The sequence below is a fragment of the Pseudomonas sp. S3E12 genome, assembly GCF_001702295.1.
Taxonomy (GTDB): Bacteria; Pseudomonadota; Gammaproteobacteria; order Pseudomonadales; family Pseudomonadaceae; genus Aquipseudomonas; species Aquipseudomonas marginalis.
Genome location: NZ_MBDT01000004.1, coordinates 220,344 through 238,647, shown reverse-complemented (window position 1 = coordinate 238,647; position 18,304 = coordinate 220,344). Strand labels below are relative to the sequence as shown.

Genomic DNA, 18,304 nt, shown 5'->3' with positions numbered 1-18,304 from the left:
AAGTGTGGGAGAGGGCAAGCCCCTCCCACATTTGAGTGCATTTCAACTGTGGGAGGGGTTAGTTAGAAGAAGCCCAACGGATTAATGTCGTAGCTCACCAGCAGGTTCTTGGTCTGCTGGTAGTGATCCAGCATCATCTTGTGGGTCTCACGGCCCACGCCGGACTTCTTGTAACCGCCAAACGCGGCATGCGCCGGGTACAGGTGGTAGCAGTTGGTCCACACGCGGCCCGCCTTGATCGCGCGGCCCATGCGGTAGGCGCGGTTGATGTCGCGGGTCCACACACCGGCGCCCAGGCCGAACTCGGTGTCGTTGGCAATCGCCAGGGCTTCGGCTTCGTCCTTGAAGGTGGTGATGCTCACCACCGGGCCGAAGATTTCTTCCTGGAACACGCGCATTTCATTGGTGCCCTTGAGCAGGGTCGGCTGGATGTAATAGCCGCCGGCCATATCGCCGGTGAGTTGCTCGACCTTGCCGCCGGTGAGCAATTGCGCGCCTTCGCCCTTGGCAATTTCCAGGTAGGACAGGATCTTGTCGAACTGCTGCTCGGACGCCTGGGCGCCGACCATGGTGTCGGTGTCCAGCGGGTCGCCGCGCTTGATCTGCTCGACCTTCTTCATCACCACTTTCATGAAGTCGTCGTAGATCGACTCTTCCACCAGCGCGCGGGATGGGCAGGTGCACACTTCGCCCTGGTTGAAGAACGCCAGCACCAGGCCTTCGGCGGCTTTCTCGATGAACGACGGTTCGGCTTTCATGATGTCGGCGAAGAAGATGTTCGGCGACTTGCCGCCCAGCTCGACGGTCGACGGAATGATGTTCTCGGCCGCCGCATGCATGATGTGCGAGCCCACCGGGGTGGAGCCGGTGAAGGCGATCTTGGCGATGCGCTTGCTGGTGGCCAGGGCTTCGCCGGCTTCCTTGCCGAAGCCGTGCACCACGTTCAGCACGCCCGGTGGCAGCAGGTCGCCGATGACTTCCAGCAGCACGTTGATGCCCAGCGGTGTTTGCTCGGCGGGCTTGAGCACCACGCAGTTGCCGGCGGCCAGGGCCGGGGCGAGTTTCCACGCGGCCATCAGCAGCGGGAAGTTCCACGGGATGATCTGGCCGACCACGCCCAGCGGCTCGTGGAAGTGATAGGACGCAGTGTGTTCGTTGATCTCGGCGCTGGTGCCTTCCTGGGCGCGGATGCAACCGGCGAAGTAGCGGAAGTGGTCGGCGGCCAGCGGGATGTCGGCGTTGAGGGTTTCACGCACGGCCTTGCCGTTGTCCCAGGTTTCGGTGATGGCCAGCAGTTCGAGGTTCTGTTCGATGCGGTCGGCGATTTTCAGCAGCACCAGCGAGCGGTCCTGGGCCGAGGTCTTGCCCCAGGCGTCAGCGGCAGCGTGGGCGGCGTCCAGCGCCTTGTCGATGTCTTTGGCAGTGGAGCGCGGGAATTCGGCGATAGGCTTGCCGTTGACCGGCGAGGTGTTGGTGAAATAGTTGCCATCGACCGGGGCAACGAATTCGCCACCAATGTAGTTGCCGTACTTGGCCTTGAACGAAACGATCGCGCCTTCAGTACCGGGGTGTGCGTAACGCATGGTGGGTATCTCCTGGCTTTTATGTTTATTGGAGTGCAGCGCGCAAGCGCTTGATAAAGCGTAGAGCAAAGGTTGGGCCACTGCTTTGCAGGCCAGGAAAATCAAGGGATTGGGGTTTGTTGCAAGGCGTTGCTGTGACACGGCTGGTACAGGCGCTGTGACAGTTTGTGCCATAAACGGTACAAGCCGTGACCGGCGGGTCGGTCCGGGATTGCATTGGCTGGGTGCCTGGGGGATGCTGGGGGCTCTCACGCAGGGAGAATAATAAGAACATGCACAACGATCATTTCAGTCGCCATGCCCAGCAAGTCCTCACTGTGGCCCGTGGGCGCGACCCGTCGAGTGACCCGTCCATCGCCCGCTCCTGGCTGCGCTGCCTGGAGGACTACCACCTCGATCCTGCCCAGACCATCGCCCCTACGGTGCTTGAGCACGGCCGTCTGCTGGAAAGCCGCGAGCGCCTGCAACAGGTGCTGCATATCGCCGGCAGCGAGATGAACAGCCTGCACCAGCAGCTGTCGGGCGCTGGCCACGCGGTGCTGCTGACCGATGCCCGTGGGGTGATCCTCAACTGTGTCACGGCGCCGTCCGAGCGCAAGATTTTCGAACGCGCCGGGTTGTGGCTCGGTGCCGATTGGAGCGAAGCGTGCGAGGGCACCAACGGCATCGGCACCTGCCTGGTGGAACGCCAGTCGTTGACCATTCATCGCGATGAACATTTTCGTGGGCGCCACACCGGGCTGACCTGTTCGGCGAGCCCGGTGTTCGACCCCCACGGCGACCTGTTGGCGGTGCTGGACGTGTCGTCGGCCCGGGAGGAGGTGTCGCGCCAGAGCCAGTTCCACACCATGGCGCTGGTCAACCTGTCGGCGAAGATGATCGAGAGTTGCTACTTCCTGCGTCACTTCGAAAACCATTGGCTGCTGCGCTTTCACCTGCAGGCCGAGTCGGTGGGCCTGTTCAGCGAAGGGTTGTTGGCGTTTGACGGCGAAGGGCGGATATGTGCCGTCAACCAGAGCGCACTCAACCTGCTGGGGCAGGTGCGTGGCGGGTTGCTGGGGCAACCGGTGGAGGCGTTGTTCGAGTGTTCCCTGGACCAACTGCTCGGTCGCGCCAGTGCCAATGCCACCGCCAGTTGGCCATTGCGCACGCGGGATGGCCGGCACTTGTTCGCGGCCTTGCGCGGTCAATCGCGCAGTGTGCCTGCGCCCATCGCCAAGCCTGAGCCGGTACGGCTGGCCGGTATCTGCCTGGGCGACCCGGCGCTGCAGAGCGACTTCCGCAAAGCGCTGCGGGTATTCGAGCGCGATGTGCCCCTGCTGATCAACGGCGAAACCGGCTCCGGCAAAGAGGCCTTCGCCAAGGCGGTGCATCACGCCAGCCAGCGTGCCGACAAGGCGTTCGTTGCCCTCAACTGCGCCGCCATCCCGGAAAGCCTGATCGAAAGCGAGCTGTTCGGCTACCGCGGCGGCAGCTTTACCGGCGCGCGCAAGGACGGCATGCAGGGCAAGTTGCAACAGGCCGACGGCGGCACGCTGTTCCTCGATGAAATCGGCGATATGCCGTTGGCGCTGCAGACGCGTCTGTTAAGGGTGCTGGAGGACCGCATGGTGGTGCCCATCGGCGGTGAGCCCCAGGCGGTTGATGTCAGAATTATCAGCGCGACTCACCGGAATTTGCTGGAGCGCGTGCAGGACGGAAGTTTTCGGGAAGACCTGTATTACCGCCTCAACGGCCTGGAAGTCGGTTTGCCAGCGTTGCGTGAACGCAGCGATAAGCCTCAGTTGCTGGATTTCCTGCTGGCGCAGGAGGCGGGCGGCCAGAGCATAAAACTCGACCCGGCGGCGCGCTCGGCGCTGCTGTCCTACCCCTGGCCGGGCAACGTTCGGCAACTGCGCACGGTGTTGCGTACGCTGGCGGCGCTGTGTGACGACGGGCGGGTCGGTCTTGAGGATTTGCCCGCGTTGATTCGCCAGGCACGGCCGCAAGCAGTGGCCGAGGCCAGGCTTGCAGAGTCGCCCCTGGGCGACGCCGAGCGACTCGCCCTGCTCACGGCCCTGGAGCAACAACGCTGGCACATGACCCATACGGCGGAGCAGCTGGGGGTCAGCCGTAACACGCTGTATAGAAAGCTGCGCCGGCACGGTATTGCACGGGCTGCGCCATAGATCGGTCCTACAGCTAAAGAGTGCGATTTTCGCCCCCCTGCGCTAACCTGCCTCGATGTTTACGAGGTCGACTATGCATATTCATATTCTTGGTATCTGCGGCACCTTCATGGGTTCGATGGCGGTTCTGGCCAAAGAGCTGGGCCATCACGTAACGGGCTCCGATGCCAATGTTTACCCACCCATGAGCACGCAACTCGAGGCCCAGGGCATTGAGCTGACCCAGGGTTACGACCCGGCGCAATTCGACCCGGTGCCGGACCTGGTGGTGATCGGCAATGCCATGTCCCGGGGCAATCCGGCGGTCGAATACGTCCTCAACAAAGGCTTGCCTTACGTGTCCGGCCCACAGTGGCTGGCCGACCATGTGCTGCAAGATCGCTGGGTATTGGCCGTTGCCGGCACCCACGGCAAGACCACCACCAGCAGCATGCTCGCCTGGGTGCTGGAGCACGCGGGCATGAGCCCGGGCTTCCTGATCGGCGGCGTGCCGCAGAACTTCTCGGTGTCGGCGCGCCTGGGCGATACGCCGTTCTTCGTGATCGAAGCCGACGAGTACGACAGTGCGTTCTTCGACAAGCGTTCCAAGTTCGTCCACTACCGCCCGCGCACGGCGATCCTCAACAACCTTGAGTTCGATCACGCGGATATTTTCCCCGACCTGGCGGCCATCGAGCGGCAGTTCCACCATTTGGTACGCACCATTCCGAGCGAAGGCCTGGTCATCCACCCGACCACCGAGCCAGCCTTGCAACGCGTGATCGAGATGGGCTGCTGGACCCCGGTGCAAACCACCGGTGCGGGTGGGCAATGGCAGGTCAAGTTGCTCAGTGAAGACGGTTCCCGGTTTGAAGTGCTGTTTGAAGGCGAGGCCCAAGGCATCGTCGAGTGGGACATGACTGGCCAGCACAACGTCGCCAATGCCTTGGTCACCCTGGCGGCCGCGCGGCATGTGGGCGTGGTGCCGTCCATGGGCATTGCTGCGTTGAGTGCGTTCAAAAGCGTGAAGCGCCGTATGGAAAAGGTCGCCGACGTGAATGGGATTACCATCTACGACGACTTTGCCCACCACCCAACGGCCATTGCCACCACCCTCGACGGCTTGCGCAAACGCGTTGGCGATGCCCCGATCATTGCGATTGTCGAGCCGCGCTCAAACTCCATGAAGCTCGGCGCACACCGCGACGGCCTGACGGAAAGCGTTAACGATGCCGACCAGGTGGTGTGGTATGCCCCGGCCAACCTGGGCTGGGACCTGCCGGCGATTGCGGCGCAGTGCACGGTGCCGTCGAAAGTCTGTGATTCCATCGAGGGCATCATTGCGTTCGTCAAGCAACAGGCCAAGCCTGGCACCCATGTGGTGGTGATGAGCAACGGCGGCTTCGGCGGCTTGCACGGCAAACTGGCCGAGGCCCTGAAATGAGTGGCCCGGAGCGCGTCACCCTGGCGATGACCGGCGCATCCGGCGCGCCCTATGGCTTGCGCCTGCTCGATTGCCTGGTGCGTGAAGACCGTGAGGTGCACTTTCTGATCTCCAAGGCCGCGCAGTTGGTGATGGCCACCGAGACTGATGTCGCGCTGCCAGCTAAGGTGCAGATGATGCAAGCCTTCCTCACCGAGTACACCGGTGCGGCGGCGGGGCAGATCAAGGTCTATGGCAAGGAAGACTGGATGTCGCCGGTGGCTTCGGGCTCCGGTGCGCCGGCGGCAATGGTCGTGGTGCCGTGCTCCACCGGTACGCTATCGGCGATTGCCACCGGTGCTTGCAACAACCTGATCGAACGCGCCGCCGACGTGACGTTGAAGGAGCGCCGCCAGTTGATCCTCGTGCCGCGTGAGGCGCCGTACTCGAGCATTCATCTGGAGCACATGCTCAAGCTGTCGAACCTGGGGGTGACCATCCTGCCGGCGTCGCCCGGCTTCTATCACCAGCCGCAGACCATCGATGACCTGGTGGATTTCGTGGTGGCGCGCATTCTCAACCTGTTGAATATCCCCCAGGACATGCTGCCGCGTTGGGGCGAACACCATTTGAGCAGCGATGAATAAGGCACTGTCGGTGATACTGGCGCTGCAACTGGCCGGCTGCGCCACCGCGCGTACGCTGGACGCCGCGCAGCCCGGCGCGCCGGTGGTGTATGCCGGCACGCGATTGGATTTGTATGCAATGAACGGAGGTTGCTGCGCCAAGGACCGGTTCGGTGCCGAGGCGCCCAGCTATCCCGGCGTCGACCTGCCGGCCAGCGCGTTGCTCGACACGCTTTTATTGCCGCTGTCGGTGTTGACGGTGCTCGGTGTGGGATTCAACGCCACGGGCGGGCTCTAGCGCTGACCTGGGCACCACAAAACTAATGTGGGAGGCCTTACTTACCGAGCTTGCGCAGTTCGTCCGACTCCACCACCCGCACCCCATCCTGCTCTTCCAGCGCCAGGCGCCACATGGCCCGGGCCAGTTCGCAGACTTCAATGCCGTGGTATTTCCCCGGAATCAACCGTGACAGCGGCCCGGCCAGCTGCTCGGCCAAGCGGGGCTCCAGCCGTTCCCCCAGCAGCAACGAAGGTCGCACGATGGTCAGTTGCGGCCAGTCCTGGGCCTTGAGTGCCTGTTCCATTTCCCCTTTGACCCGGTTGTAGAACACCGAGGATTTCGGATCGGCGCCAATCGCACTGATCACGATCAGGTGCCGCGCGCCCATCTCCCGCGCGCGCTTGGCAAAGGCTACGACCATATCCAGGTCGACGGCACGAAAAGCTTCTTCCGAACCGGCTTTCTTGATGGTGGTACCCAGGCAGCAGAAGGCAATATCCACCTGGCCGCTCAGTTGCGGCAGGAACACCGCCGGGTCGCCCACCGGGTTTTCCAGGTGCGGATGCTCGGCCAGCGGCTTGCGGCTGGGCGCCAGCACGCGGGTCACGGTAGGTTCGTTGAGCAGGCGGTCGAGCAGGTGTTCGCCGGTCAGGCCAGAGGCGCCAGCGAGCAGGATATGCTGAGGTGTCAAGTACATGGTGTTTCCCCCTCGTTACACGTTACAGCTTAGTTGCCTTTGGCTTCCTTGCTATTCATTGAGACGCTTTCCAGCGCCTTTCGTGCCTGCTGTTTGCGTAATAATTGCCAATGGGCGATCACGCCTTTGGGGGCCCAGATCTGCGGTTCGGACGCTTCGAAGTTGTCTGCCTGTTCGCGTTCGCTCACATGCAGCTGCGCCAGCTTGAAGGCTTGCTGCAAATCGTCGGTCTGGTTGAAGGCTTGGGCGAAGAGGGCGTCGCCGAAGTAGGTGAAGTCGGCCTCTTCGGAACAGCCGAAGGACACGCGGTCGGCGCGCGAGGCGGTCATGATCAGGGTGCGTTCGTCTTTGAGGGCCGGGATGAAACCGCCGGAGTAGCAGGCTGAAATCACCACGATCTTGTCGCGGTTTTTCAGCGGCGCCAGCACGGCGGCCAGTTCATCGGCAGGCAGGTCGGCCAATTCCATGCGCGGTTGATCCAGCACCAGTTCGTGTTCGTGGGTGCCGTGGCTGGTCATGTAGATAAACACCAGGTCTTCCGGCCCGGTGCGCTCGGCCAGGGTCTGCACGGCCCGGCGCAGGCTTTCGCGGGTGGCCAGTGGTCGGTCGGCGATATGGTCGCGGTGGTTGACCAGGCGGATCTGCCCACGGGCACCGAAGCGGGTGGCGAGCATATTGCTGACGTAATCGGCTTCGCGCAGGAACACGCTTTGTTTACCGTCGCCGGCCACGGCCAGGGTGTACAGCTCCACGGCCGAGGTGGAGGCGGGCACGGCGGCGAGGGCGGTGTCCAGCAGGCGGCCCTGGGCCAGTACGCCGATTTCCAGCGGGTCGGGCAACAGCGTGCCGTCGGCATCACGCACGCGCATGCCGTTGACCCAGGTACCGGCCTGCACGGTGCCGTCGGTGAGTACCAGGGTGCCGCGGCCTTGATAGTTGTCGCTGTCGAAGCCGCCGATATAAAAGCTGCCGTCGGTCAGGTTCAGGCGGCCTTCGCCGGTAAAGCGCCAGTCGCTGAACTGGCCGACGTAGTGGCTGCCGTCGACGCCGATCAACTCGCCCTTGCCGCTGAGTGCGCCTTCCTTGAACTGGCCGATCCACACGTCGCCATCGGCGTTTTCATAACGGCCCTTGCCGTTGAGCTGGTTCTGCTTGAACTGGCCGACATAGATGTCGCCGTCGGCGCTGTTGAACGTACCGTTGCCCTCCAGCTGGCCGTCGACGAAGTGGCCGCTGAATTGGTTGCCGCTGTCGTCATTGCGCTGGCCTTCACCGTTCGGCTTGCCGTGGGCGAACTGGCCCTGATACTGGCTGCCATCCGCCAGTTCCAGGCGGCCGAGGCCGGAATACTGGTCGTCCTTGAATTCGCCGCGATAGGTCATCTGCCCTTCTTTGAGGGTGCCTTCGCCGTTGCGCCGACCGTTCTTGAACCCGCCCACATAGTGGCTGCCGGCCGTGGTCAGGCTGCCCTGGCCATCGAACAGACCTTGCTGGAACTGGCCTTTATAGACTTCGCCGTTGCTGCCATGCCATTCGCCCTGGCCGTGCCACTGGCCTTTGTCGAACTGCCCGGCGTACCAGCTGCCGTTGGGATAATCCACGCGGCCCTGGCCTTGCAGCAGACCATTGACCACATCGCCCCGGTAACGACCGCCATCGGGCAGGCGCGCATCGGGCGGCAACAGCGATTCGCCGTCTCCGCAAGCGGTGAGCAACAGGGCAAGGGCAAGGGGAGCGAGTGGGCGCATAGCGGGATCCGGATAATTGAGCGCCGAGTATGCCGCAGCTGCGAGTTTCATACATAAATTTACATACCCTGTGGCGAGTTTCAGTGGCTCGCCACAGGGATGGGCTTACACGAAGTAGAGCGACAACGACTCGGCGACGTAAGCGGGTTTTTCCTGGCCATCGATTTCCAGGGTGGCGGTGGCCTTGAGCAGCCATTGGCCGGGCTTTTTCTCGGTGACGTCGGTGAGCGTTACGTTCAGGCGCACCTTGGAATTGACTTTCACCGGCTGGATAAAGCGCACGCTGTCCAGGCCATAGTTGACGGCCATCTTCAGGCCTTCGGGCACGATCAGGATATCTTCCATCAGCTTGGGCATCAGCGACAGCGACAGGAAACCGTGGGCAATGGTGCTGCCGAACGGGGTTTGCGCGGCCTTGACCGGGTCGACATGGATGAACTGATGATCGCCAGTGGCCTCGGCGAACAGGTTGATACGTGCCTGGTCGATGGTGAGCCATTCGGAACGTCCCAGTTCCTTGCCGACATAATCTTTGAGCTGCGCTACGGGTACATAGGGCATTGCGTCTCTCCTTGGTTCATCGGTGCTGTTGTTATGGGGTACAGAGAACCAATGTAGATCATCATGGCCAACCAGCCCGGTCAACCCACCATGCTTTTGGCGAATGCCGGAGCATAGGGCGGGCATGCTTATAATGCGGGCGGGTCTTGAGGGGGGAGAGAGCGGATGCTGTTACGTGGTCTGACATGGCTGGTGCTGTTTCAATTGATCGGCACGGCGATCAATCATTTGCTGGTGCCGGTACTGCCGGGGCCGATCATCGGCCTGCTGTTGATGCTCGGGTTCCTGATCTGGCGTGGCGAAGTCGGCGAGCCCCTGAGCCTGGCGGCCAGCAGCCTGCTGCGCTACTTGCCGTTGCTGCTGGTGCCGCCGGCGGTGGGGGTGATGGTGTATGCCAGGGATATTGCCGCCGATTTCTGGGCCATCGTCGGTGCACTGGTGTTGTCGCTGGTGATCGCCATGGGCTTTGTCGGGCTGTTGATGGAACGCATGGTCAAGCGCAAGGAGCAGGATCAATGATCTTCGACTGGCACGGCGCATGGACGGCGGTGATTCATCACCCGCTGTTCGGTATCGGGATCACCCTGGGCGCCTACCAGCTGGTGCTGGCGGGTTTCGAGAAAACCCGCTGGATTTTCCTGCAACCGGTGCTGGTCTCCATGCTGCTGGTGATCGGCGTGTTGCTCACGTGCGGCCTGAGCTACGCCGAGTACCGCAAGAGCACGGAGATCATGGGGATCCTGCTGGGCCCGGCGACGGTGGCCCTGGCGGTGCCGCTCTATCTGAACCTGCGGCGGATTCGGCAATTGTTCTGGCCGATTTTTACTACGCTGGTGATAGGCGGCGTGTTGGCCACCGGCCTGTGCGTACTGCTGGGCTGGTGGTTCGGCGCCGAACACAGGATGTTGATGACCATGGCACCGAAGTCGGTGACCTCGCCGATTGCCATGCTGGTGGCCGAACAGATCGGCGGTGTGGCAGCCTTGGCGGCGGTGTTTGTGCTGATTACCGGGGTGGTGGGCGCGATGGTTGGCCCGGCGTTACTCTCGCGTCTTGGGGTGCACAGTCCCGAGGCGCGCGGTATGGCGCTGGGCATGACCGCCCACGCCGTCGGCACCTCGGTGGCCCTGCAGGAAAGCGAAGAGTGTGGCGCTTTTGCGGCGCTGGCCATGAGTCTGATGGGCGTAGCCACAGCGGTATTCCTGCCGCTGGCCGTGTCAGTGATTGTTTAAACCGGGTTTAAGGAAGCCTTTATGAGTCTGGCGCTGTTTCCCCTCAATACCGTGCTGTTCCCTGGCTGCATCCTCGACCTGCAACTGTTCGAGGCGCGCTACCTGGACATGATCAGCCGCTGCATGAAAAAGGGCGAAAGCTTCGGCGTGGTGTGCATCCTCGATGGCAAGGAGGTGGGCATGGCCCCGGATGGCTATGCGTTGATCGGCTGCGAAGCGTTGATTCGCGACTTCAAGCAGCAGGACAACGGCCTGCTGGGGATTCGCGTCGAAGGCGGGCGGCGCTTCCGCGTGCGAGACGCCGGCGTGCAGAAGGACCAGCTGCTGGTGGCCGAGGTGCAATGGCTGGAAGAACTGCCGGACCAGGCGCTGGAAGAAGAGGATGCCGACCTGCTGGCCTTGCTCCAGGCCCTGGCCGAACACCCGATGGTCGCGTCGCTGGACATGGACACTCACGCCGATGGCCAGCAAGCCTTGGGCAATCAACTGGCTTATCTCTTGCCGTTCACTGAGGCCGACAAGATCGACCTGCTGCAACTCGACGACCCGCAGCAGCGGCTGGATGCGATCCAGATGCTGCTCGATGAGCTTCAGGGGGAGTTGTTCACCTGAGTTTCGGATCAGTCCTGCACCTCGTTCAGACGTTTCTTCGTTGCTCCCGGTGCGAGGGCTGAAATAGTCGCCGATCACTCAACAATGATCGGGGATGAGCATGATTCGGCTAGCGCAATCGGAGCAGGCAGCCTGGGACGCTTTTTTTGGCAATATTGCCGCGCAATTGCTGCGGTTGGACGCCAAGCGCGGTCCGGAATACATCGCTGAACGCGCCGCGGAAATAGCGGATGAGATGTTGCTGGAACGACGCGAGCGGTGTATTGAACGCCGCGCCGCACCCGTTGACTGGCTCGGTCCGGCCCAGGGTCAATAGGCATACCTGAGCAGCGCGTGGGGGGTGCCGGTAAAGGCAATGAAACCGAGCACCGCCACCACCGCGGGTAATACCAGCCACCAGGCCTTCTGCGGCATCGGCGGCAGTGGGCTGCGGTACTGGCAGACGGTAAGGCTGAATGCGCACACAGTCATTGCCAGCAGCGTGCCAGCCAGGATGTCGGTGGGCCAATGGGCGCCGAGGTAGACCCGTGACAGTGCGATGAAGGCCGCAGGAATACAGCCCAGCAACATCCAGGTCAGACGCAGGCGCGTGGGTTGTCCACGACCGGCCAGCACCGCCAACGCCAGAAAAAACGCAAACGCACCGGAGGCGTGGCCGCTGGGCATGCTGAAGCTGGTCAATGGGTCGGTGAGGATTTCCGGGCGGCCACGGGCGAAAAACAGTTTGGTCCCGGTATTGATCACCGCCGCCCCGGCCAGTGTTGCGCCGACAAACACGGCATGACGCCATTGCCGCGCCAGTAGCAGCAGCGCGGTGAATACGGCGCTGGCGAAGAACATTTTCTTGAACTCACCCAGTTGGGTCACCATCACCATGGTGTGGTCCAGCCAGGGGCTGCGATGTTCCTGTACCAGCGCGCTCAGGCCCTGGTCAAAGTCATCCAGGTGGGTATAGCCGATAAACAGAGCGATCAATAATGTCAGGCTGGCGCACCCTATCCACAAGGTCGCGCGACGATGGCCGCGCACGCTGGTGTGCAGGCTCAGTCCCAGCATGGCTGCCAGGCAGGCTGTAACAACCCCCGCCTCAGGCCAGAACCCTTCCGGCAATGGCAGGCGGAACGCAGCGCCGGTTGCCCAGCCTGGTAGCAGGTAGGCGACCGACCAACCGGCTGCCGCCAGAAGGCTGACCAGGGCGAAACGCGGGAACGGCATGTCGCACATCCCGGCCACCATCGGCAGCATTGGCCGCAATGGTCCGATGAAACGTCCCACCAGCAGGCTGGCGATGCCGTATTTGTGGAAGTAGGTTTCCGCGCCGCTCATCCATTCCGGGTGGTGGCGCAGGCCGGGCAGGCGGCGGATGTTCTGATGGAAGTGTCGGCCCAGGAAGTAGGAAACCCCGTCGCCCAACAAGCCTCCCAGGAACCCCAGCAGCAGGGTTTCACTCAGGGACAAGGCGCCGCTGCCAGCCATCGCCGCAATGGCAAACAGCAGCACCGTGCCCGGCACGATCAGCCCGGCAATGGCCAGGCATTCCACGCACGCGACGATAAACACCGCCGCCGCCAGCCATTGCGGGTTGAGGGTCAGCCAGCCGGTAATGCTATCGAGCCATTGGCCCATAAATCGTTACTCCATCGCCACAGATTCAAATCAGGAAATAGTCGCGGCCTTCGACCTGGCCCCGGCGCAGCGGGTTCCGCGTGCAGTAGGGCGCATAGCCAGCATCGACGAAGCGGTACATCAAGTGCTCGTCACGGCCGCTGGGGATGCCCAGGCGGGTGGTCTGGATGATCTGTATCGGTGTCTGGCCGACGTCTTCGACATAGAGCCCTTCTTGATCAAAGCGCTTGGCATCCCACATCGGCACCTTCAGGCCCAGCGCCTTGCACAGCAACGTCTGGCCGGCACACAGCTTCTGCGACGCGCGCGGGCTGCCATCGGCATTCGGGTTGTTCAGCAGCATCTGCGCCAGGCTGGCGGGCCCGGAGGTCTCATCGACCCAGGGATAGGCCGATTTGATCAGCACGGCATTGCCCGGCCCCTGCGCGCTGAAGTTCAGCGAATCGCCGCCACGGGCGTAGTACATATAGATATGCCCGCCATCCAGAAACAAAGCCTTACGCTTTTCTGTGTAGCCGAGTGAGGCGTGGCTGCCTTTTTCGGCCACGTAATAGGCTTCGGTTTCAATAATTCGCGCCGAAAGCCAGCTATCGCCGACGCGATGGCGGATGACTTTTCCAAGCAAATCTCGCGCGAGTATTTGCGCGTCACGGTCGAAGAAGCTGTCGGGCAGGGCGCTGGCGGGGAGTTGGGGCGAAGAACTGGGCATGGTGGCCTGGGGTTAATACGGCTAAATGTGACGGAATAATAACAACTCCCACCTTAATTACGGCTGAACCCCAGGTTTTTACAGTTCATTTCGACCATCCGCCCCTCACCGCTGTCAGTCGGGCGGCGTCACAGCTATAATCTGCCGCTTTCCTCTTTGCCAAGACTCCCTGACCATGACTGAGTCCGTTCTTGACTACATGACCCGCCTGGGTCGCGCTGCCCGTCAGGCCTCGCGGTTGATCGCCCGTGCGAGCACCGCGCAGAAGAACCGTGCCCTGCTGGCCGCCGCCGATGCTCTGGACGCTTCGCGCTCCGAGCTGACTGCCGCCAACGAACTGGACCTGGCCAACGGCCGCGCCAATGGCCTCGAGCCCGCCTTGCTGGACCGCCTGGCGCTGACGCCGGCACGTATCGACGACATGATCGAAGGGTTGCGTCAGGTGGCCAAGCTGCCTGACCCCATCGGTGAAATTCGCGATATGCGTTACCTGCCGTCCGGCATCCAGGTGGGCAAGATGCGCGTACCCCTGGGCGTGATCGGCATCATCTATGAGTCGCGCCCGAACGTGACCATCGACGCCGCGAGCCTGTGCCTCAAGTCGGGCAACGCCACCATCCTGCGTGGCGGTTCCGAGGCGATCAATTCCAACCGCGCCATCGCCGCCTGCATCCAGCAGGGCCTGGCCGTGGCCGAGTTGCCGGCCGAAGTGGTGCAGGTGGTGGAAACCACCGACCGTGCCGCTGTCGGCGCGCTGATCACCATGCCGGAATTCGTCGACGTGATCGTGCCGCGCGGTGGCAAGAGCCTGATCGAGCGCGTCAGCCGCGATGCCAAGGTGCCAGTGATCAAGCACCTGGACGGCGTGTGCCACGTGTACATCGACATCGCCGCCGACATCGACAAGGCGATCCGCATCGCCGACAACGCCAAGACCCATCGCTACGCGCCGTGCAACACCATGGAAACCCTGCTGGTGCACGTCGGCATTGCCGAGCGCGTGCTGCCGCCGCTGGCTGCCATCTACCGTGACAAGGGCGTGGAGCTGCGCGGTTGCGAACGCACCCGTGCGCTGTTGGGCGCGGACGTGATCGAAGCCACCGAGCAGGACTGGTACACCGAGTACACGGCGCCGATCCTGTCGATCCGCATCGTCGACGACCTGGACCAGGCCATCGAACACATCAACACGTACGGCTCCAAGCACACCGACGCCATTGTCTCCGAGCATTTCAGCGATGCCCGGCGTTTCCTCACCGAAGTGGATTCCGCTTCGGTGATGATCAACGCCTCGACGCGCTTTGCCGACGGCTTCGAGTATGGCCTGGGGGCGGAGATCGGCATCTCCACCGACAAGCTCCACGCACGCGGCCCGGTTGGCCTGGAAGGCCTGACCAGCGAGAAGTACGTGGTGTTCGGCGACGGTCATGTGCGCACTTGATGGCTAAACGCATCGGGCTGCTCGGCGGTACCTTCGACCCCGTGCACATCGGCCATTTGCGCAGTGCCCTGGAAGTCGCGGATGCCTTGGCGCTGGATGAGCTGCGCCTGATCCCTAACTTCCGGCCGCCCCATCGCGATACCCCGCAGGTGTCGCCGCAGCAGCGCCTGAAAATGGTACGCCTGGCCGTAGAGGGCATACCGCCGCTGGTGGTGGACGATCGTGAGCTCAAGCGCGATAAACCGTCCTACACTGTCGACACCCTGGAGCTGATGCGCGCCGAGTTGGCCGCGGATGACCAGTTGTTTCTGCTTTTGGGCTGGGACGCATTTTGCGGCCTGCCCTCTTGGCATCGCTGGGAGGAACTCCTCCAGCACTGCCACATCCTGGTTTTGCAACGCCCGGATGCCGACAGCGAACCGCCGGATGCCTTGCGCAACCTGCTGGCCGCGCGGTCGGTAAGTGACCCCTTGGCCCTGACCGGGCCGAACGGGAATATTGCATTCGTCTGGCAGACCCCGCTTGCGGTGTCCGCCACCCAGATCCGTCAACTGCTGGCCAGCGGGAAGTCGGTACGTTTCCTGGTGCCTGACGCGGTCCTGGCCTACATCGATGCGCACGGGCTTTACCGTGCGTCGAACTGAAAAGGCGCGCTTGAACGCACGAACACTCGTGCAGCGAGCGCCCGAACATATGAGCAAAACGAGTTTTTTATGACGAACAAAGACGTAAGCAAAGTAAAACGCAAAGGCACGTTCAAAAGCGCCCCGCTGCCGGTTGAAGCCCACGTTGGCCCGGAACTGGCTGGCGAAGCGCTGGTGAAAGTCGCCGTTGCCGCCCTGGAAGACGTGAAGGCCCAGGACATCCAGGTCCTGGACGTGCGCGACAAGCAGAGCATCACCGACTTCATGATCATCGCCACCGGTACCTCCAACCGCCAGATCGGCGCGATGCTGGACAAGGTTCGCGAAGCCGTCAAAGCCCAGGGCGTGAAGCCGCTGGGTGAAGAAGGCAAGGGCGACAGCGACTGGGTGCTGCTGGACATGGACGACGTGATCGTTCACATGATGACCAGCAATGCCCGTCAGTTCTACGACCTGGAGCGTCTGTGGAAAGGCGCCGAGCAGAGCCGTGCCGCCGATGGCAAGCACCACAGCCCGGAAGTGGGCCACGCGCACTTCGACAAGCTCAACAAAGACCAGGAATAAGGAACGGCTGTGCGCCTGCGTCTGATTGCTGTCGGTTCACGCATGCCCAAGTGGGTGGAAGAAGGCTGGCACGAGTATGCCAAGCGTCTGCCTGCCGAGCTGTCGCTGGAACTGGTGGAGATACCGCTCAACACCCGGGGCAAGAATGCCGACGTGGCGCGCTTTATCCGTCAGGAAGGCGAAGCGATGCTGGCCAAGGTCGGCCCCAACGAGCGCATCGTCACCCTGGAAGTGCACGGCAAACCCTGGAGCACCGAGCAACTGGCGGTGGAACTGGATCGCTGGCGCCTGGACTCGCGCACCGTCAACTTCATGGTCGGCGGCCCCGAAGGGCTGGCGCCGGAAGTCTGCGCGCGGGCGGACCAGCGCTGGTCGCTGTCGGCGCTGACGCTGCCGCACCCGTTGGTAAGGATTCTGATCGGTGAACAGCTGTATCGCGCCTGGACAGTTCTGTCCGGGCACCCTTACCACAAATAATCTGCGCCCCTCCCGATGACCCAGCCGATCCGCATCAAGGACCACGAGAAAGACGCACGTCTGGTACGCGCGCGGGTGGTGTTTGGCGCGATCATGGTGGTGGCGCTGATCGGGGTGTTGATTGCGCGCCTGTATTTCCTGCAGGTGATCCAGTACGACTACCACTCCACGTTGTCGGAAAACAACCGCGTGCATGTGCAGCCGATTCCGCCGACCCGTGGGCTGATCTTCGACCGCAATGGCGTGGTGGTGGCGGATAACCGGCCCAGCTTCAGCCTGAGCATGACTCGCGAGCGTTCCGGCGACTGGCAGCAGGTCCTCGATGTCATCGTCGAGGTGCTGCAGTTGACCCCGGAAGATCGGGCGATCTTCGAAAAACGCATGAAGCAGGGGCGCCGGCCATTCGAGCCGGTGCCGATCCTGTTCGAGCTGACCGAAGAGCAGATTGCGCGGATCGCGGTGAACCAGTTCCGCCTGCCGGGTGTGGAAGTGGTGGCGCAGCTGGTGCGCCACTATCCCCAAGGGCCGCACTTTGCTCACTCCGTCGGCTATATGGGGCGGATCAACGAGAAAGAGCTGAAAAGCCTCGATCCCGTCAATTACAGCGGCACCCACCATATCGGCAAGACCGGCATCGAGCGTTTCTACGAGCCCGAGCTGCACGGCCAGGTGGGTTACGAAGAAGTCGAGACCAACGCTCGCGGCCGTGTGCTGCGGGTGCTCAAGCGGACCGACCCGGTGCCGGGCAAGGACATTGTGCTGAGCCTGGACATCAAGCTGCAGGAAGCGGCCGAGATGGCCCTGGGTGGCCGGCGTGGCGCAGTGGTGGCGCTGGACCCGAAGACCGGCGAAGTCTTGGCCATGGTCAGCCAGCCGAGTTTCGACCCCAACCTGTTTGTGACCGGGATCAGCTTCAAGGCCTACGCCGAGCTGCGTGACTCCATCGATCGGCCGCTGTTCAACCGCGTGCTGCGCGGCCTGTACCCGCCCGGTTCGACGATCAAGCCGGCGGTGGCGATTGCCGGTTTGGACGCGGGCGTGGTCACGGCTTCCAGCCGGGTATTCGACCCGGGCTACTACATGCTGCCCAACTACGATCACAAATACCGCAACTGGAACCGTACCGGTGACGGCTATGTCGACCTGGATACCGCGATCATGCGTTCCAACGACACCTATTTTTACGACCTGGCCCACAAGCTGGGGATCGACCGCTTGTCCGCCTACATGGGCAAGTTCGGCCTCGGTCAGAAAGTCTCCCTGGATATGTTCGAAGAATCCCCTGGCCTGATGCCATCGCGGGAGTGGAAGCGTGCGACCCGCCGCCAGGCATGGTTCCCGGGCGAAACCCTGATCCTCGGCATCGGCCAAGGCTATATGCAGGCCACGCCTTTGCAACTGGCCCAGGCCACGGCGCTGGTGGCCAACAAAGGCATCTGGAACCGTCCGCACCTGGCCCGGACCATCGAAGGCGAAAAGCCTGTGGATGAAAACCCGATCCCCGACATCGTACTGCGCGACCCGTCCGACTGGACCAAGGTCAACCACGGCATGCAACAGGTGATGCACGGTGCACGCGGGACCGCGCGCAAGGCGGCGATCGGTGCGCAATACCGTATCGCCGGCAAGAGTGGTACCGCCCAGGTGGTGGCGATCAAGCAGGGCGAGAAATACGACCGTTCCAAGGTCCAGGAACGCCACCGCGACCACGCCTTGTTTGTGGGCTTTGCCCCGGCCGACGACCCGAAAATCGTGGTGGCGGTGATGGTCGAGAACGGCGAGTCCGGCTCCGGTGTGGCGGCGCCTGTGGTGCGCCAGGTGATGGACGCCTGGTTGCTGGCCGACGACGGCAGGCTCAAGCCCGAATATGGCGGCCCCCCTTCAACCCCAGAGGTTACGGCCAGTGAAGAGTAATTTTGACCGCATCCTCTCCA

19 protein-coding genes are annotated in these 18,304 nt (G+C 62.7%); 13 read left to right on the top strand and 6 right to left on the bottom strand.

Annotated elements, in window-relative coordinates:
* Positions 1 to 62: 62 nt before the first annotated feature.
* Positions 63 to 1,583 (bottom strand): aldehyde dehydrogenase family protein, encoded by a 1,521-nt coding sequence (locus tag BB029_RS04625; protein WP_027605219.1) that lies wholly within the window; start codon positions 1,581 to 1,583, stop codon positions 63 to 65.
* Positions 1,584 to 1,855: 272 nt separating this feature from the next.
* Here BB029_RS04625 and BB029_RS04620 point away from each other — a divergent pair, with 272 nt between their 5' ends.
* The 4 genes from BB029_RS04620 (at position 1,856) to BB029_RS04605 (ending at position 6,077) form a co-directional block, all read left to right on the top strand.
* Positions 1,856 to 3,751 (top strand): sigma-54-dependent Fis family transcriptional regulator, encoded by a 1,896-nt coding sequence (locus BB029_RS04620; protein WP_065938375.1) that lies wholly within the window; start codon positions 1,856 to 1,858, stop codon positions 3,749 to 3,751.
* Between the two features lie 73 nt (positions 3,752 to 3,824).
* A complete protein-coding gene (gene mpl / locus BB029_RS04615; RefSeq protein ID WP_065938374.1) occupies positions 3,825 to 5,174 on the top strand; it encodes a UDP-N-acetylmuramate:L-alanyl-gamma-D-glutamyl-meso-diaminopimelate ligase in 1,350 nt (449 codons plus the stop codon).
* Positions 5,171 to 5,800 carry a flavin prenyltransferase UbiX gene (gene ubiX, locus BB029_RS04610; protein WP_027605222.1) on the top strand — a complete coding sequence of 210 codons (630 nt, stop codon included), beginning with the start codon at positions 5,171 to 5,173 and terminating at the stop codon, positions 5,798 to 5,800. The genes mpl and ubiX overlap by 4 nt, the downstream gene beginning before the upstream one ends.
* Complete coding sequence (locus tag BB029_RS04605) at positions 5,793 to 6,077, top strand: YceK/YidQ family lipoprotein (protein WP_065938373.1); 285 nt, start codon at positions 5,793 to 5,795, stop codon at positions 6,075 to 6,077. The genes ubiX and BB029_RS04605 overlap by 8 nt, the downstream gene beginning before the upstream one ends.
* Positions 6,078 to 6,114: 37 nt before the next feature.
* Here BB029_RS04605 and BB029_RS04600 read toward each other — a convergent pair whose 3' ends face one another.
* The 3 genes from BB029_RS04600 to BB029_RS04590 form a co-directional block, all read right to left on the bottom strand.
* Positions 6,115 to 6,756 (bottom strand): oxidoreductase, encoded by a 642-nt coding sequence (locus BB029_RS04600; protein ID WP_027605224.1) that lies wholly within the window; start codon positions 6,754 to 6,756, stop codon positions 6,115 to 6,117.
* Between the two features lie 29 nt (positions 6,757 to 6,785).
* A complete protein-coding gene (locus tag BB029_RS04595; protein WP_065938372.1) occupies positions 6,786 to 8,504 on the bottom strand; it encodes a C13 family peptidase in 1,719 nt (572 codons plus the stop codon).
* A gap of 105 nt (positions 8,505 to 8,609) precedes the next feature.
* Positions 8,610 to 9,065, bottom strand: a complete 456-nt coding sequence (locus BB029_RS04590; protein WP_027605226.1) for a MaoC family dehydratase — start codon at positions 9,063 to 9,065, stop codon at positions 8,610 to 8,612.
* Between the two features lie 165 nt (positions 9,066 to 9,230).
* Here BB029_RS04590 and BB029_RS04585 point away from each other — a divergent pair, with 165 nt between their 5' ends.
* The 4 genes from BB029_RS04585 to BB029_RS04570 all read left to right on the top strand — a co-directional run bounded on the left by BB029_RS04585 (position 9,231) and on the right by BB029_RS04570 (position 11,225).
* On the top strand, positions 9,231 to 9,584 hold the full coding sequence (locus BB029_RS04585; protein ID WP_065924885.1) for a CidA/LrgA family protein: 354 nt from the start codon (positions 9,231 to 9,233) through the stop codon (positions 9,582 to 9,584).
* Positions 9,581 to 10,297, top strand: coding sequence for an LrgB family protein (locus tag BB029_RS04580; RefSeq protein ID WP_027605228.1), 717 nt, complete (start codon positions 9,581 to 9,583; stop codon positions 10,295 to 10,297). Before BB029_RS04585 ends, BB029_RS04580 begins: the two co-directional genes overlap by 4 nt.
* 21 nt (positions 10,298 to 10,318) lie before the next feature.
* Positions 10,319 to 10,909 (top strand): LON peptidase substrate-binding domain-containing protein, encoded by a 591-nt coding sequence (locus BB029_RS04575; RefSeq protein WP_065938371.1) that lies wholly within the window; start codon positions 10,319 to 10,321, stop codon positions 10,907 to 10,909.
* Between the two features lie 100 nt (positions 10,910 to 11,009).
* Complete coding sequence (locus BB029_RS04570) at positions 11,010 to 11,225, top strand: hypothetical protein (protein WP_065938395.1); 216 nt, start codon at positions 11,010 to 11,012, stop codon at positions 11,223 to 11,225.
* Here BB029_RS04570 and BB029_RS04565 read toward each other — a convergent pair.
* Complete coding sequence (locus tag BB029_RS04565) at positions 11,219 to 12,535, bottom strand: bifunctional DedA family/phosphatase PAP2 family protein (protein ID WP_065938370.1); 1,317 nt, start codon at positions 12,533 to 12,535, stop codon at positions 11,219 to 11,221. The genes BB029_RS04570 and BB029_RS04565 overlap by 7 nt on opposite strands.
* Before the next feature lie 25 nt (positions 12,536 to 12,560).
* Positions 12,561 to 13,244 carry a DNA-3-methyladenine glycosylase gene (locus BB029_RS04560; protein WP_065938369.1) on the bottom strand — a complete coding sequence of 228 codons (684 nt, stop codon included), beginning with the start codon at positions 13,242 to 13,244 and terminating at the stop codon, positions 12,561 to 12,563.
* Between the two features lie 175 nt (positions 13,245 to 13,419).
* On the opposite strand from BB029_RS04560, the gene BB029_RS04555 reads away from it, so the two are divergent.
* The 5 genes from BB029_RS04555 to mrdA all read left to right on the top strand — a co-directional run bounded on the left by BB029_RS04555 (position 13,420) and on the right by mrdA (position 18,284).
* The gene (locus BB029_RS04555) at positions 13,420 to 14,685 is read left to right on the top strand and encodes a glutamate-5-semialdehyde dehydrogenase (RefSeq protein ID WP_065938368.1); all 1,266 of its coding nucleotides are present in this window, start codon (positions 13,420 to 13,422) and stop codon (positions 14,683 to 14,685) included.
* Positions 14,685 to 15,329 carry a nicotinate-nucleotide adenylyltransferase gene (nadD, locus tag BB029_RS04550; RefSeq protein ID WP_065938367.1) on the top strand — a complete coding sequence of 215 codons (645 nt, stop codon included), beginning with the start codon at positions 14,685 to 14,687 and terminating at the stop codon, positions 15,327 to 15,329. Before BB029_RS04555 ends, nadD begins: the two co-directional genes overlap by 1 nt.
* A 69-nt stretch (positions 15,330 to 15,398) precedes the next feature.
* Complete coding sequence (gene rsfS, locus BB029_RS04545; RefSeq protein ID WP_065924878.1) at positions 15,399 to 15,893, top strand: ribosome silencing factor; 495 nt, start codon at positions 15,399 to 15,401, stop codon at positions 15,891 to 15,893.
* A 9-nt stretch (positions 15,894 to 15,902) separates the two neighbouring features.
* Positions 15,903 to 16,370, top strand: coding sequence for a 23S rRNA (pseudouridine(1915)-N(3))-methyltransferase RlmH (gene rlmH / locus BB029_RS04540; protein WP_003176297.1), 468 nt, complete (start codon positions 15,903 to 15,905; stop codon positions 16,368 to 16,370).
* A gap of 15 nt (positions 16,371 to 16,385) precedes the next feature.
* On the top strand, positions 16,386 to 18,284 hold the full coding sequence (gene mrdA, locus BB029_RS04535; protein ID WP_065938366.1) for a penicillin-binding protein 2: 1,899 nt from the start codon (positions 16,386 to 16,388) through the stop codon (positions 18,282 to 18,284).
* Positions 18,285 to 18,304: the final 20 nt, after the last annotated feature.